Consider the following 14,404-nt stretch of genomic DNA (forward strand, 5'->3'; position numbering starts at 1 on the left):
AGTGGACATCCTTTTATCGTTAGTATTGTTGTCGGTCCTGTTTTCCTTCGGCACCAGCCGTCTGGTGGTGATGATCCACATTGTCGCCCTGCAGGGCGTCGTGGTTTCCGTTATGCCGTTTTTTCTTAAGCATCCCATGACGTTCGGCAGCGTGATGTTTACGATGTCGATATTAATCATCCGGGGCGTCATCATCCCTTGGAGCCTCTATGCGATGATTAAAAAAATGGGAATCAAGCGGGCCCTGGAAATCAACGTCGGCTACCTCGGATCGCTGTTTTTCTGTCTGATCTTGATTGTGGTGTCACAGATGTTGAGCCGCAAATTCAATCTCAGCGATTTCAGCGGCAGCAGTTTGATGGTTTCCACTGCCATCAGCCTGATTGTGGCCGGTTTGTTTCTGCTCATGGCCAGACGAAACGCCATGGTTATGGTGCTTGGCTATATCATGATGGAAAACGGGATTTCCCTGCTGGGTGTTCCTCTCTCCGCCGGCGCACACACGATCGTGGAATTCGGCATTCTTCTGGACGTTCTGGCGGGAGTGATGATCATGGGCGTCATGCTCCAGAGCATCCAGAATAAATATGTGAACCTCGATACCGCCCAGCTCAGGAAATTAAAGGAATAGGGCGATGCTTGAAATTATTTTTCTGGTTCCTTTTTTCGCCGGGCTGGCGGTATTTTTTTTGCCAAGAACGGCCGGACGGTGGCTGATGGTTCTCACGGGAATCATCCACCTGCTATTGACGGTCGGACTCTGGGTGAATCCTCCCGCAGCGATGTTTCAAGGTTATTTCGGGGTGTGGCCCGAAGGGTTGCTTTCCTTGAGCATCATATCCCTGCTGTTTGTTCTGATTTCCAGTTATACGGTGGAATACCTTAAGCAAGCCCGCATGCAGCATGAAAACATTTTTACCGGCTCCCTGCTGTTGTTTTTATCCACCATGACCATGGTCGCCCTTGCGGATCATATCATGGTGATGTGGATCGCCATCGAGGCGACCACCCTGACCAGCGCGCCCCTGATATTCATCCACAGGACACCAAAGGCGCTTGAAGCGACCTGGAAGTATTTACTGATCTGTTCCGTGGGTATTGCCATGGCACTCCTGGGGTCAGTCCTCATCACGCTGGCTATGGATGTGGGGCATGTGAATGCGCCGGTTTCCTTTTCCGCGCTGGCAGGGGTCGCCGGGCAGCTTGACCCGGTATGGCTTAAGGCGGCGTTTGTTTTTATTTTTGTGGGATACGGCACCAAGATGGGGCTTGCGCCCATGCATACCTGGCTGCCGGACGCCCACAGCGAAGCGCCCAGTCCGGCATCCGCCATGCTCTCCGGAGTGCTGCTGAACTGCGCTTTCCTGGGGATTTTTAAAACCAATAAAATCATGGTGGCCGCGGGCCAGGGAGAGTTTTCCGGGATGATTTTAATGGTGTTCGGATTGCTGTCCATCCTGGCGGCGGCCACATATATCATCAAACAGACGGAGTACAAACGAATGCTGGCCTACTCCAGCATCGAAAACATGGGAATCATCGCTTTCGGCACCGGCATCGGCGGCATCGGGGCGTATGGGGCAATATTGTGCCTGATCCATCACAGTCTCATCAAGTCTTCCCTGTTTTTGACTTCCGGAAATATTAACGCCGGCTATAAAACCTGGCTTATAGACAGCGTCGGGGATCTCGCCGGCCGGATGCCCAAAACATTCGTTGCTTTTTTCGCCGGTTCCGCAGGGATCGCCGGGTTTCCGCCGTTCGGGATGTTTATCGGAGAATTGCTGATCATTGTCGGGGCATTCCGGGCCGGTCATTACACGCTGGCCGCCATCTTCATGGTAAGTCTGTGCTTTATTTTTGCCGGTTTTTCCAATCAAATCCTGAAAATGTCGTTCGGTGACCCTGCAGAAAACCTCCCAGACGCAGTTCCTGAAAAAGTGGGTCTGGTCTGGCCCCAGTATGTGCTGTTGCTTACTTCTCCGGCGTTGTGCGTGTGGATGCCTGATATTTTTTATCATACGATTATCGAAGCGACAGTAGCGATGGGCGGAGGATTTTGATGGCGGATTCTTTTGTTGAAGTATTGAACGGCACGGCGGTTCACAGACCGGGGATTCCTCATCTGGGGTTTACTGATTTCAGGAGACAGGCCCTCGATATCGTTGCGTCCGGCGGCAAAGTGGTCCAGCTTTTCGCCTACACGGATGGCGATACCGATAAGCTGATGGCTGTGTTGCGGACCGACAAGCTGATGGTCGCCGGGTGTGACGCGCCGGAATCCTATCCCTCATTGAGCGCTCAGTGTGAACAGTTCCATTTGTTTGAGCGTGAGATCGCCGAACAGTTCGGTATTCGCCCCGAAGGCCATCCCTGGCTCAAGCTGGTGCGGTATCATCCCAACTATCGGGGAAAAGAGGATGTTTTCGGAAATGATTATCAAAAGGATATTCCGGGAAACTACGACTACTATTCAGTGGAAGGCGAAGAAATTCATGAAGTGGCGGTAGGTCCGGTTCATGCGGGAGTGATCGAGCCAGGCCATTTCCGTTTCAACTGCATCGGTGAAAAGGTGCTGCATCTGGAAATCCAGCTTGGATATCAGCACCGGGGGATTGAATCCCTCTTGCTCAAGGTGGATCCCAAACGACTGCCGGTGATCGCCGACAGCATTGCCGGAGACACCGCCGTCGGTCACGGGGTCAGCATGGCTCAGGCCATCGAGGCCTTGAGCGTTAACGGGTCATCCATCCTGCCGGATGAAGGGGCGATAATCATCCGCACGATCGGGCTGGAGCTGGAACGCCTGGCCAATCATATCGGGGATCTTGGCGCGCTCAGCGGGGATGTGGCGTTTCTTCCGCCCGCGAATTATTTCGGGAGAATCCGCGGTGACTTTCTGAACCTGACCTTATTGATCTGCGGCAACCGGTTCGGCAAGGGACTGGTCCGGCCCGGGGGGGTTCGGTTTGCCATTTACGGCGAACTCCGCCGGCTGCTCATGGACCGCATCAATGAACTGGAACCCCAGGTCCGGCATGTCCTGGATCTGCTGTTGATGACCCCGAGTGTTCTGGCCCGCTTTGAAGGGTGCGGGATCGTCAGGACCGATGACGCCGAGAAGCTCGGGCTGGTGGGCCCTGCCGGAAGAGCGAGCGGGCTCGCCTATGATGCGCGCCGCTGCTTTCCCATGGAGTATTACGTCCATCTTCATATTCCTGAAAATCCGAAATTCACCGGCGATGTGTATGCCCGGGCCTGGGTCAGGGCGGACGAGATCCTGCAGTCCATCAACATTGTCAAGTCATTGCTTGATCACCCCATCGAAACACGACAGGTTAATCCCGGGAAGTTTGAGCTGACACCGTCATCTTTTGTGGTCACTGTCAACGAAGCCTGGCGCGGCGAGATTTCCCACTGCATTATCACCAACGCCGAAGGCGGGATGTTGCGATACAAGATCAAGGACCCGTCTTTCCATAACTGGAACGGCCTGGCCATGGCGCTCCGGAACACGGGAATTTCAGATTTTCCGTTGAATAACAAGAGCTTTAACCTGTCATACTGCGGGGTTGACCTTTAATTAAGGATGAAAGAAAAATCTCAAACAAGCGAGAACGGATAACCCGGTACCTAAAAGTGACCTCACGATGCTCAAAATTCTGAGAAACAGACTTGAACAGGGATGCCGAACCTCAGGCTATCCCAAAGAAAAAATTGAACTGCCGCCGCGTTATCGCGGGATGCCGAAGATTTACAGGGATGCGCCCCCCGAATTGGCCCTGGAATGCGCGGAAGCCTGCCCGCAGCATGCCATTGATGCGGAGAAAAAATTGATTGATATGGGGCGCTGTGTGTTTTGCGGAACCTGTGAGCGCATTTCAAAAGGACGCTTCGTCTCATTTACCAGGAATTTTGAGCTGGCAGTGGCTGAAAAAGATTACCTGATGACCGACGGGACACTGCCGGATCTTGCACGCCATGCGCGGCAGCACTTTAAAAAACTGTTCGGACGGTCGCTCCAGCTTCGTCAAGTATCCGCCGGGGGCTGTAATGCCTGTGAAGCGGATTTAAACGTGCTGGCCACCCCTTTTTTTGATCTGGCCCGGTTTGGCATCAACTTTGTGGCATCACCCCGCCATGCTGACGGCATCGTGGTGACCGGTCCTGTTTCGAGAAATATGAAACAGGCATTATGGGATACATATGAAGCGGTCCCGTCCCCAAAAGTGGTCATCGCCGTGGGCAGTTGCGCACTTTCCGGGGGCCCATTTTCAGGAAGCCCGGAAATTACGGAGGGTCTCGACAGCATTTTGACCGTGGATCTGTTTATTCCGGGATGCCCGCCGCATCCGATGACCAATCTGCATGCCTTGCTGACTTTTTTTAAATAGCATGGAATCCGTTCAAAATCAGTGCATCTTTCATGTATTTGACGGCCTGCGCGAAGGGCTCTCCCATTTTTCCCCGCCCAGCCGCGTAGCGTTGATTTATGCCGTCCACCCCGATGATCCCGTCCGAATTTACGACCCCCAGCTTCTCCTGCATGAGCACGAGCCCAAGCTGAAGGAGCTTTACCTGGACAGCGACGCCTGGCGAAATCCGGAATTCGATGCCAACTGGATGAAACGGTTCGAGGTCCATCACGAAGGCAACCTGCAACTGGCCGGGCTCATCTCCTTCGGGGGTCGGTCCCGGTCCATCGCCTACCAGATGTGGTTCACGGAACACCATCCGGACATGTGCTCCACCGGCCCGACCGAAAGATGGCTCGAACATGCCGTGTGGCTGCTTTCCCAGGACATGGCCAATGCCGAGGTCCCCTGCATCGGGACATCCGGATATGTTCTCCGGGAATATGCCACCCACGCCGTCCGCGACTATATCGTGGACGAACGGATCAACCTCATCGGCTGGGACACCCATATCCGGGTCTACCCCACCCTGGATGCCGTCCTGGGGATATCCGAGACCTTTGAAGAGGGCGTCTGGCCCCGGGGGGTGCTGGTATTTGTCGAGCCCTCCGCCGTCAGCGACATTCGGTTCATCGCCCGCTTTCCCACTTTGGAGCGCCCCCAACTGAAAAACTACAAGCACGTCCGCAAGCTTCTCCTCTCCGTGGAGAACTCCGAAAGGCGGCTCATCTCCGACGGCAAGAATATCATCGGCATCGCCATCGGCCCGATGCCCCGGGGCTGCATCATCGCGGATTTCCGGGGCGGCCACGGGTTTTTGCGCCTGAACGGGGATCTGATCTGCAGCTTCTTTGACGGCAGGTTCCACTCCTCGACCCGCAGGGCAAAACTCGTTCAGGTGGAGGAGGCGCTGCTGGAATGGGGGGAGGATTCAGACAACGGCACCACGCTGTTCAAGATCATCGCAAACATCGTCCACAACGCACAGGAACAAAGGCACGGATGCACCCTGGTCATCGACCTCAACCCTGAACCCATCCAGATCTCCGGCCAGCACCTGGAACATCCCCTGGACATGCGGCAGGAGCATCTGCTGGAACTGGCCAAGTCCCTGGCCCGGGTGGACGGGGCCCTTCACATCGGCGGGGACCTGCATCTTCACAGTTTCGCCTGTCTTCTGGACGGCTATGCCGTTCCCGGAGAGGACCGGTCGAGGGGGGCCCGCTACAATTCAGCCCTCCGGTTCACCAATCTCCACGATCACCTCATGGCCGTGGTGGTCTCGGCGGATCGCCCGGTCTCGGTCATTCAGGGCGGGGTCGAACTGACGGCGCGGTGTGAATGGAAGCCGCTTTACGGCTATGTCACCACGCCGCCGACCCTGGAGACCTACTTTAACAGATCCCCGTAGCGCCGTTCAGCCCGACCCGGGGGCCGGCCGTCAGGAGTCCAGCGGCGGCGCGCCGTTTGCGTTCCGGTCGACCCGGATATCGTATTTCTGCAGTTTATGGCGAAGCGTCCGGGGGCTGATCTTCAGCAATTTCGAAGCCTTTTCCCTGTCCCCGCCGGTGCGGCGCAGGACCTCCAGGATGGCCCTGGTTTCGGCCTTCTCCCGGATTTCGGCCAGGTCCATCGTCTTCGACGGTTCCCGGAAATGCCAGAGGAAATCCGGGGGCAGATCGTCCACGCCGACGGCCTTGTCGCTGCTGATGATAAAGATCCGCTCCAACAGGTTTTTCAGCTCCCGGATATTTCCGGGCCAGTCATACCGGACGAAGAGATCGATGACCTCGTCATGAAGCCTGGGCTTGTTTTTTTTATATATCGCCTCGAACTGGTTCATGAAATAGGCCACCATGCCGGGAACGGCGTTCTTTCTGTCTCTCAGGGGCGGAAGATAGATGGGGATCACCTGAAGGCGGTAGAAAAGGTCCTCCCGGAAGAGCCCTTTTCTGATCTCCTCCTTGAGGTCCTTGTTGGTCGCGGAAATCACGCGGACGTCCACCTGGATCAACTCCCTGCCGCCGATCCTCATGAACCGGAAATCCTCGAGCACGCGGAGAAAATCGACCTGGTTGTCGATGGGAAGCTCCGCCACCTCGTCCAGAAAAAGGGTCCCGCCGTGGGCCGCTTCGAAACAGCCGATGCTCTGTTCGACCGCACCGGTGAAGGCCCCTTTCTCGTGCCCGAAAAGCTTGTCTTCGAACATCATTCCGGAGAGGATGCCGCAGTTGACGGGAACAAAGGGACGCGACGCCCGAGGGCTCTGGAGATGAATGATCTTGGCAAGCATCTCCTTTCCGGTCCCGCTTTCACCCATGATCAGCACGTTGACATCGTAGCATGCCACCTGCCGGACCACTTTCATGATTTCCCTCATGGAGTTACAGTCGATAACGAATTCATTCATTACCGACCGTTCCGCGGATTCAGGGAAAGTGTAATGGGGTCTCATGTCGTCACCCTCAGTCTTAAGGATCGGAAACGATATGAATTGAACAATCCTGCTTGTCTTTTGGGCCGTCTTCAGCGTTGGGCCAACGGCCGAAACCGTAAAGTATGCGACCTTTGACGCGTCTTGAAGACGACCCAAAATCCAGCGCGATCTTTGTTTACTTCATTTTGTTCACGATCCTAACGGTATGCAATTCCGTTCTGCGAAGTAGCTTAATCCATATCCCTTGTCAATGGGAAATCGGCAAGGTTCTACCGCAAGCGGCAAGGATTTGCCTGGATGCTGCGGCCATGAACCTCGGCCGGATGACTGTCGCAGACACATTGCTTCTTTTTTCCAGATAATTACAGACAGATTCACCCCATCTGCATTTTTTGGCATTTTATTTGCTTACAAATTGGGATCTTTTAAATATCAGGAAATGGAGAATATTTCAGGATGCATTCGAAAACCATTGTCGAAACCGTCATGCATCCCCTTCATCAATATTCTGCGGTCGGGGAGGACGAGCGGGTCGACCGCGCCCTTGAGCTGCTCTCGACAGCCGTTCTGACGGGGAAGATGCCCCACCTCATGGTGATCGGGAAAGACCGGCACGCCAATGAGACCATCCGGGGGTTTGTATCCCCCTGCGACATCGTTTTCGGTGTCGCGGGTCATGTTCTCAGGGGTTCGGAAAGGGTCGGCCCGATCTTCTGGGAAGGGCTGCTTGAAAACGAGGCGCCGGAAGCGTTTTCAAAACGGGTGTCGGAGATCATGGCGCCTGTTTCGGTATGCGCGGGAAGTTCCCAGAACATTCTCGAGGCAATCTTTCTCCTCAACAAGCACCGGGCCAGTTTCATGCCCGTGGTCAGGCGGACGGAGGTGGTCGGGGTCATCCACCTGGATGACATCCTGAAGGTGCTCGTCGGGATGGCGTCCCGAAAAAAGCCGTGAGGCCGATCCGCGCCGACCGGAACGCCTTGGGACATCGTCGCCTGAACCGAGATGAAGTGATTCCGATTTGAACGGAATCGGTATATATAAAAGAATTCTGAAAAAGTATTTTTGAAACACAAACCAAGGAGGTCCATGTTGAAGGCAGAACTCGTAAAGGATTTAATGGTGCCGCTTTCGGAATATGTAACCGTCTACAAGGATGCAACCCTTGCCGAGGCGGTTATGGCGCTGAAAAGGTCCCATGCGGAATGCGATCCGACGAAATACCGCCACAGAGCCGTTCTGGTGTGCGACGAAAGCCGGAACGTCATCGGAAAGTTGAGCCTGATCTGCATGCTGCGGGCGCTCGAGCCGAAATACGACCAGATGATATCCGACAAGCGGCCGATGCACATGGGCTTCACCCGCCAGTTCCAGAAAGCCATGCTGAATCAATTGAAACTCTGGGAAGCGCCGCTGGAACACATCTGCAAGAAGGCATCGAATGTCAGGGTGGACAGTTTCATGGTCATCCCCGAGGACGGGGAGTATATCGAACAGGACGCCTCCCTCAACGAAGCGATCCACCAGTTGGTCATGGGGCATCACCAGTCCCTGCTGGTGACGGAAGACAAAAAGATCGTGGGCGTCTTAAGGCTGACGGACGTATTCACGGCGGTTTCCGACATGATCATCGCTTGCGGCATTTAATCTTTTATACATTCAATCGAACGGTGGAACCCTGCCGGTCAACAGAGGAGGATAGAGTTTATGGCAAGCGCCGCTGCAGCAGCACTCGACAAAAACAGCATTGACTGGAAGAAATATATCTTCATTTTATTAGGGGTGTTCCTGTTTCTCATCGTATATTACTCCCCCATGTGGCCCGACGCGGTCGATCCCGCGGGCAAGGCCTTCACCCTGACCCGGGAAGGAAAAGGGGCACTGGCGGTGTTTCTCCTGGCCGGCACCTGGTGGGTCTTCGAGGTGGTCCCCATCGGCGTCACCAGCCTGGCCATCGGCGTACTGCAGGTGCTGTTCCTGATCCGTCCGGCCAACGTCGCCTTCAAGGATTTCATGGACCCGTCGGTCCTGTTCATCTTCGGCTCCGTCGTCATCGGTCTGGTCTTCACGAAAACCGGGCTGACCCGCCGGCTCGCCTACAAAATGCTCATCATCGTCGGTGAAAAGACGAGCATGATCTACCTGGGCTGCTTTCTCGTCACGGCGGCCCTGACCCACATCATGGCCCACACTGCGGTGGCCGCCACCATCTACCCCCTCCTGGTGGCCATCTACTCCCTTTACGGCGAAGGCGACAAGAAAACCAAATTCGGCAAGGGGCTCTTCATCGGCATGGCCTACATCGCCGGCGCAGGTTCCATCATCACCCTCCTGGGCGCCGCCCGGGGGGCGGTGGCCCTGGGCTTTTACAAGGACATCATGAAGCAGGAGATCGGCTTTTTCGAACTCACCTATTACATGGCTCCGGTGGGGTGGCTCATGGTTTTCCTGCTCTGGGGATTTTTCATGGTCGTGCTCAAGCCCGAAAAGGATACCATTCCGGGTCTGAAAGACCGGGCCAGGCGGCTGAACAAGGAACTCGGAGGGATCACGAGAAAAGAGGTCATTGCCGCCGTGATCGTCGGCACCGTCATCCTGGTCCTGGGACTGACGGCCGTCCTGAAGAGCACCATGCCCGGATTCACGCCGCCCGACAAGACCGGCATCCTCCTGATCTCCACCATCCTCTTCTTCGTGTTCGGCATCCTGGACATCAACGATCTCGAGGAGATCCCCTGGAACATCATCCTGCTCTTTGCCGGCGCCATGAGCATCGGGTTCTGCCTCTGGGAAACCGGGGCCGCGGAATGGCTCGCCATCAACTGGCTGACCATGTTCAGGGAATCCAACTGGTTTGTCTTCGTCATGGGGATCTCGTTTTTCGTCATGGTCATGACGAACTTCATCATGAACGTGGCCGCCATCGCCATATCCCTGCCGGTGGCGCTGGTCATCGCCCCCTACCTGAACGTGACCGGCGAGGTCATCCTCTTCGCCTCCCTCGTCACGGCGGGCATGCCCTTCCTGCTCCTGGTGGGGGCCGCCCCCAATGCCATCGCCTACGACTCCAAGCAGTTCACCCCGGGCGAATTCTTCCTGTACGGCCTTATGGCGAGCGTCCTTCTCCTGGTGGTGGTGGCGTTTGCGGTGTATATCCTGTGGCCGCTGATGGGGATGCCCATCCTGCTGAAATAGGGGCGGGTTTTTCGCGTTACGCGGACCCTCCGAATCCTCTCCACGGCGCCCCGATGGGCGCCATGAAACAAAAGCGGGCCCTGCCGCGTCACATGCGGCAGGGCCCGCTTTTTGTTTTTCCGGGACAGGTTGCGCCAAAGGTGGTGCGATCCGGCTGTCTCTTTCCGGCCCGGAAAAAAACGGCAGCCGGATCGCCTGGATGTGGAGCGGGTCAGGGTTCGATGTCGATGGTGGGATAGAGCCCCCGGGCTTCCCCGGTGGGGTAGGGCTGGATGATGTTGAACGAGATGGTCTGCCCGGTCTGGGCGTGCCCCCTGCCGGTTTCGCCGTCGAAGAAGGCGCCGTTGGCTTCCAGGATATGGTGGATCCGCTGCCTGAAGACCTCCACGAACGCATCCCCCGATCCGCGAAACCGCATCCTGCCGATCGTGATCTGATCCTTGATTTTCGAAAGCCGCTCCAGCGGCATGCTGTGCTCTTCCAGGTCCGCCTGCCTCCGGATATACCCCCATACCAGATGATTGCCGGGAATGGTGACCGGCTCGACGAGATCAATGATGGTGTGGGGCATGATGATGCTCTCATTGCCGACGGTCAGCGGGCAGTCGGCCTTTCCCAGGATGAAGGAGTTGAACCCCACGAAAACTTTTCTGCCGAGCGTGGCATAAATGATGGTGGCGCCGTGGGCGGTCACGTTGAATCCCTCCAGCCGGGAAAAGCTGATGTAGCAGTTTTCCTGGGCGTTGGCACCCTCGCCCAGCCAGGATGACTCCAGATAGGCCCTCTGGGAAACCAGGACGTTCCTGCTGATGTGGTTTTTGCCTTTCCAGACGCTGTACCGGTTGATGGACGCCCCCGGAGGGATCTCCTTGATGGGCGACTCCAGGTTCACCACGTCGTAGAGCCGCTGAAAATCCATCTTGCGGTCCTCGGCGAAGTCCATGAACATCCCCATGGCGCCCTTGCCGGGGACAAAGGCGATATATCGTTTGCGCAGAACATCCTCGGGATGATTGTAGTTGAAATCAAAGAGATTTTTGTTCCGGATCCAAACCCAGCCCGCGTCCACCTCAATGTGGGACAGTTCGCCGACCTGGAGATAGGTGTAGGTGCCCACCCGGCAGTCGTGGAGGGTCGTGAGGTCGACCGTGGAGAAGGGTTCGAGAAAGCATCCCTCGATGGGAGACCCGTGAATATTGGCATAGGGGGCCGAAGCCGAGTTCTTGATGAGAAACAGCTCGAGTTTTTCCGGGTTGTGGGAATAATTGTGAACCAGGGTCTTGACGAGGAGGCTGTCCTTGATCCAGATGACCTCGTCCTCCTCGACGTTGAGGGTCTTGTCGTCCACATGGAAAACCTCGCCCTTCACCTTGAGCTCGTCGCCGCGGATGTCGCATTTATAGAGGATGGAGTTGTCGATTTTGCAGCGGCCCAGGAAGCAGCTTCCGGCAAGGTTGGAATTGCTGAAATGAAAATGGATCGGGTGGTTGGACCAGATGCCGTAGAATGCATAAAATTTGACCAACTGATTTTCCGGCACCAGGCCGCGAAGGTAATCTCCCACATCAATGGAAAATATCCGAAGATTGAAGTTGACCCGGCTGATGATCCGATCCATCAGATTGCTCAGTTTCTTCATTCAGCTCTCCTTTTGAAGTTTCAGCAGACGTTGCCGCCAGGCGGCGGTCAGGTCCCTACAATCCTCTTGAAACCGCCGCCCAAATGCCGTACACATCCCCAGGTGGCCCGTGCCGCCAATCCGAGCGACTCAAAGAGGTTCTCCCATGCCCCTCATCCGCACCGCCGGTTTTCTGGCACTGCCCGCCGCAGCCTATGCCCTGGGGTCCATTCCCTGGGGGCTGGTCCTGACCCGGGCCTTCACCTCCGTGGACATCCGCACCTCGGGAAGCGGCAATATCGGCGCCACCAATGTGCGGCGCACGGCCGGGACCTTTCTGGGACTGCTCACCCTGGCCCTGGACATCCTGAAGGGCTGGCTCCCGACTTTCCTGGCCTTGCTCCTTGCGGGTCGGGAAGACGCCGCAAGCGATCTCTACGTGTCCGCCGCAGCCCTTGCCGCCTTTCTGGGACATCTCTTTCCCATCTACATGAAAGGCAAAAACGGCGGGAAGGGCGTTGCCACGGCCGGCGGATGCATCCTCGCCGTCTCGCCCGCCGCCGTGGGCGCTGCCGTTCTGGGATTCATCCTGGTGGTCGTCCTGACACGCCGGGTATCGGCGGGGTCCCTGGCCGGTGCGTCCCTGCTCCCGGCGGCGCTCTGGATATTCACCGGATCCCCGGTCTTCGCGGCCCTGGGATTTCTGATGGCCGCGGGCATCGTTCTCCGCCACAGGGAGAACATCCGGCGCCTCCTTTCGGGGAAGGAGCCCCGGATATAGTCAGTGGCGGAACCCGATGCTCCAGACCAGGGTGATCACCCCCGCCAGGAGGAATTGGGACTCGGTCAGGAGCTCCAGCCGTATCCCCGGGCGGATGTATGCCTGCCGGTGAAACGAGATGAGCACCGCCATGTAGATCGGGCACAGGATGAGCGCGAGGGCGAGACCCGGCAGGATGCCGGCCGCCGTCGACAGAAACAGGATGACGAAAAGAAACAGAAGCGTCATCCGCAGCAGGGCGAGGGCCGGACGTTTGCCCATGAGGATCGGCAGGGTCTCCTTCCCGACGATCTGATCCCCCTGCATGTCCAGCACGTCGAAAAAGGCCGAACGGACGAAAACCGTGCCGACGGCCCAGGCGAACGTGGGAATCGTGGCCCACGCGATGGCGCCCGTCGCGGAGAGAATGGGAAAGAGGGCCGTCACCACCCCCCAGGCAAACGAAATCAGGATGGTCTTGGATCCCGGGATATCCCGGATGCAGCGATACTTGGCGGTGCGGACGCTGTCCGGGACGAGCTTCAGATTATAGGAGAGCCCCAGAAGCGTCATGATCAAAAGCAGGACAAAGGGCAGAATCCCCATGCTGGCCGCCACGAACAATCCGATGCCGCCCGAGGCCAGGGCCACCAGGACCATGTTCGTCTTGTGGGTTTCGAAAAAGACGGCCAGGTCCGGGTTGTTGTAGCGGGCTTCCTTCAGGCCCGTCAGGTTGTTCAGGGTGTGCATCGACAGGATGTAGAGGGTGGAGATCAGGATATAGGGAAACGGGTTGCGGACGTTCTGCAGGACGGAACAGGCGTAGCAGAGCGCGCCGGCGCAGACGGCGATGTAGGCGTTGGTGGCCAGGGCGATGCGCTGGATCTCGAACAGTCGCCGCCTCCAGAGCTTTTCGCCTTCCAGGGGAAGGGACTCGATGATCCGGTAGATCCGCTTGATGATCCAGTTGGGGGTGGAGGCCCCTGCGGTGATGCCGATATGCCTGGCGGCCCTCAGGAGTTCCATGTCCAGGTCGCTCTCGGTTTCGATATGGCAGGCGGGCTTTCCGGTTTCCCGGACGATCTCCACAAGCCGCTGGGTATTCCCGGAGTCGCGGCCCCCGACGACGATCACGGCATCCACATCCTCGGCCAGACGCTTGGTCTCGCTCTGGCGCTCCTCCGTCGAACCGCAGATGGTTTCAAACACCTTGTAGCGCGGGTGATGCTTTTGGGCCCATTTCTTCACGGACCCGAAAAATTGGACGTTCTGGGTCGTCTGGGCGACAAGAATGGCCTTGTCGAAGGCGGGCAGATTCTCCAGGTCGTGGATGCTTCCCACCACGTGGCCGTTTGCGCCGGCATACCCCATCAGGCCCGCCACCTCGGGATGGTCCCGGTCGCCGACGATGATGGATGCATACCCCTCCCGGGCATGCTTCTGGATGATGGCCTGGACCTTGATGACCCTGGGGCAGGTGGCGTCGATCACGGAGAGGCCGGCCTTCTCCAGGCGCTCCTTGGTGTCGGGGGGGACGCCGTGGGCCCGGATCAGAACCGTCCCGGAGGCCTTTTCAGGGATCTCCGTCAATATGGATATCCCCTTCTCGGCCAGCAGACCGAGCACCTGGGGATTGTGGATCAGGGGGCCATAGGTGTAAATCGGGGGAGGATACCGATGCGAGGCATTCAGGGCCATCTCGACAGCCCGCTGAACGCCCATGCAGAAACCGGCATTTTTAGCGACGGATATCTTCATGGATATTCTCAGGCGATTTCTTCAAGAAGGATCTTGTGTTCGACGAGTTCAAGCGAATGAATCCGGGCCTTGACGAATTTCTGCTCGCCGAAGATGTTGACCAGGCTGAGGCCGCCCGACCCGGGGGTGACCCTGTCCACGGATTCCATGATCAACCGGGGTTCCTGATCCTTGATCTGATACGCGATCAGATACGCGCTGACTTCGCACATGATGATGAC

Annotated in this window: 13 protein-coding genes; 9 read left to right on the plus strand and 4 right to left on the minus strand. The window is 57.1% G+C overall.

The window, feature by feature from the left end; genetic code table 11:
• The first annotated feature begins 1 nt into the window (after position 1).
• The 5 genes from ACEW8N_RS02415 (at position 2) to ACEW8N_RS02435 (ending at position 5,826) form a co-directional block, all read left to right on the plus strand.
• Complete coding sequence (locus ACEW8N_RS02415) at positions 2–631, plus strand: hydrogenase (RefSeq protein ID WP_373498196.1); 630 nt, start codon at positions 2–4, stop codon at positions 629–631.
• Positions 632–635: 4 nt separating this feature from the next.
• Positions 636–2,063, plus strand: a complete 1,428-nt coding sequence (locus tag ACEW8N_RS02420; protein WP_373498197.1) for a proton-conducting transporter membrane subunit — start codon at positions 636–638, stop codon at positions 2,061–2,063.
• Positions 2,063–3,583, plus strand: a complete 1,521-nt coding sequence (locus ACEW8N_RS02425) for an NADH-quinone oxidoreductase subunit C (RefSeq protein ID WP_373498198.1) — start codon at positions 2,063–2,065, stop codon at positions 3,581–3,583. Before ACEW8N_RS02420 ends, ACEW8N_RS02425 begins: the two co-directional genes overlap by 1 nt.
• Before the next feature lie 67 nt (positions 3,584–3,650).
• Positions 3,651–4,394, plus strand: coding sequence for a hydrogenase (locus tag ACEW8N_RS02430; protein ID WP_373498199.1), 744 nt, complete (start codon positions 3,651–3,653; stop codon positions 4,392–4,394).
• Position 4,395: 1 nt separating this feature from the next.
• Positions 4,396–5,826 (plus strand): DNA integrity scanning protein DisA nucleotide-binding domain protein, encoded by a 1,431-nt coding sequence (locus ACEW8N_RS02435; RefSeq protein WP_373498200.1) that lies wholly within the window; start codon positions 4,396–4,398, stop codon positions 5,824–5,826.
• A 30-nt stretch (positions 5,827–5,856) separates the two neighbouring features.
• Here the strand turns inward: ACEW8N_RS02435 and ACEW8N_RS02440 are convergent, their stop codons facing one another.
• A complete protein-coding gene (locus ACEW8N_RS02440; protein WP_373498201.1) occupies positions 5,857–6,825 on the minus strand; it encodes a sigma-54 interaction domain-containing protein in 969 nt (322 codons plus the stop codon).
• Between the two features lie 483 nt (positions 6,826–7,308).
• Between ACEW8N_RS02440 and ACEW8N_RS02445 the strand changes: the two genes are divergently transcribed.
• The 3 genes from ACEW8N_RS02445 (at position 7,309) to ACEW8N_RS02455 (ending at position 10,047) form a co-directional block, all read left to right on the plus strand.
• Positions 7,309–7,806, plus strand: a complete 498-nt coding sequence (locus tag ACEW8N_RS02445; protein WP_373498202.1) for a CBS domain-containing protein — start codon at positions 7,309–7,311, stop codon at positions 7,804–7,806.
• A gap of 135 nt (positions 7,807–7,941) precedes the next feature.
• A complete protein-coding gene (locus ACEW8N_RS02450) occupies positions 7,942–8,499 on the plus strand; it encodes a CBS domain-containing protein (RefSeq protein ID WP_373498203.1) in 558 nt (185 codons plus the stop codon).
• A 60-nt stretch (positions 8,500–8,559) separates the two neighbouring features.
• On the plus strand, positions 8,560–10,047 hold the full coding sequence (locus tag ACEW8N_RS02455) for an SLC13 family permease (RefSeq protein WP_373498204.1): 1,488 nt from the start codon (positions 8,560–8,562) through the stop codon (positions 10,045–10,047).
• 211 nt (positions 10,048–10,258) lie between these two features.
• Here the strand turns inward: ACEW8N_RS02455 and ACEW8N_RS02460 are convergent, their stop codons facing one another.
• Positions 10,259–11,686, minus strand: a complete 1,428-nt coding sequence (locus ACEW8N_RS02460) for a transferase (RefSeq protein WP_373498205.1) — start codon at positions 11,684–11,686, stop codon at positions 10,259–10,261.
• Positions 11,687–11,831: 145 nt separating this feature from the next.
• Between ACEW8N_RS02460 and plsY the strand changes: the two genes are divergently transcribed.
• On the plus strand, positions 11,832–12,446 hold the full coding sequence (gene plsY, locus ACEW8N_RS02465) for a glycerol-3-phosphate 1-O-acyltransferase PlsY (protein WP_373498206.1): 615 nt from the start codon (positions 11,832–11,834) through the stop codon (positions 12,444–12,446).
• On the opposite strand, the gene ispH is transcribed toward plsY, so the two are convergent.
• Together ispH and ACEW8N_RS02475 are read right to left on the minus strand one after the other, a co-directional pair.
• The gene (ispH, locus tag ACEW8N_RS02470; RefSeq protein WP_373498207.1) at positions 12,447–14,183 is read right to left on the minus strand and encodes a 4-hydroxy-3-methylbut-2-enyl diphosphate reductase; all 1,737 of its coding nucleotides are present in this window, start codon (positions 14,181–14,183) and stop codon (positions 12,447–12,449) included. It lies immediately after the preceding gene.
• 8 nt (positions 14,184–14,191) lie between these two features.
• Positions 14,192–14,395, minus strand: a complete 204-nt coding sequence (locus ACEW8N_RS02475; RefSeq protein WP_373498208.1) for a CooT family nickel-binding protein — start codon at positions 14,393–14,395, stop codon at positions 14,192–14,194.
• Positions 14,396–14,404: the final 9 nt, after the last annotated feature.

Origin of the sequence: Desulfococcus sp. (genome assembly GCF_041737845.1) — a bacterium.
Classification (GTDB): Bacteria; Desulfobacterota; Desulfobacteria; order Desulfobacterales; family Desulfococcaceae; genus Desulfococcus.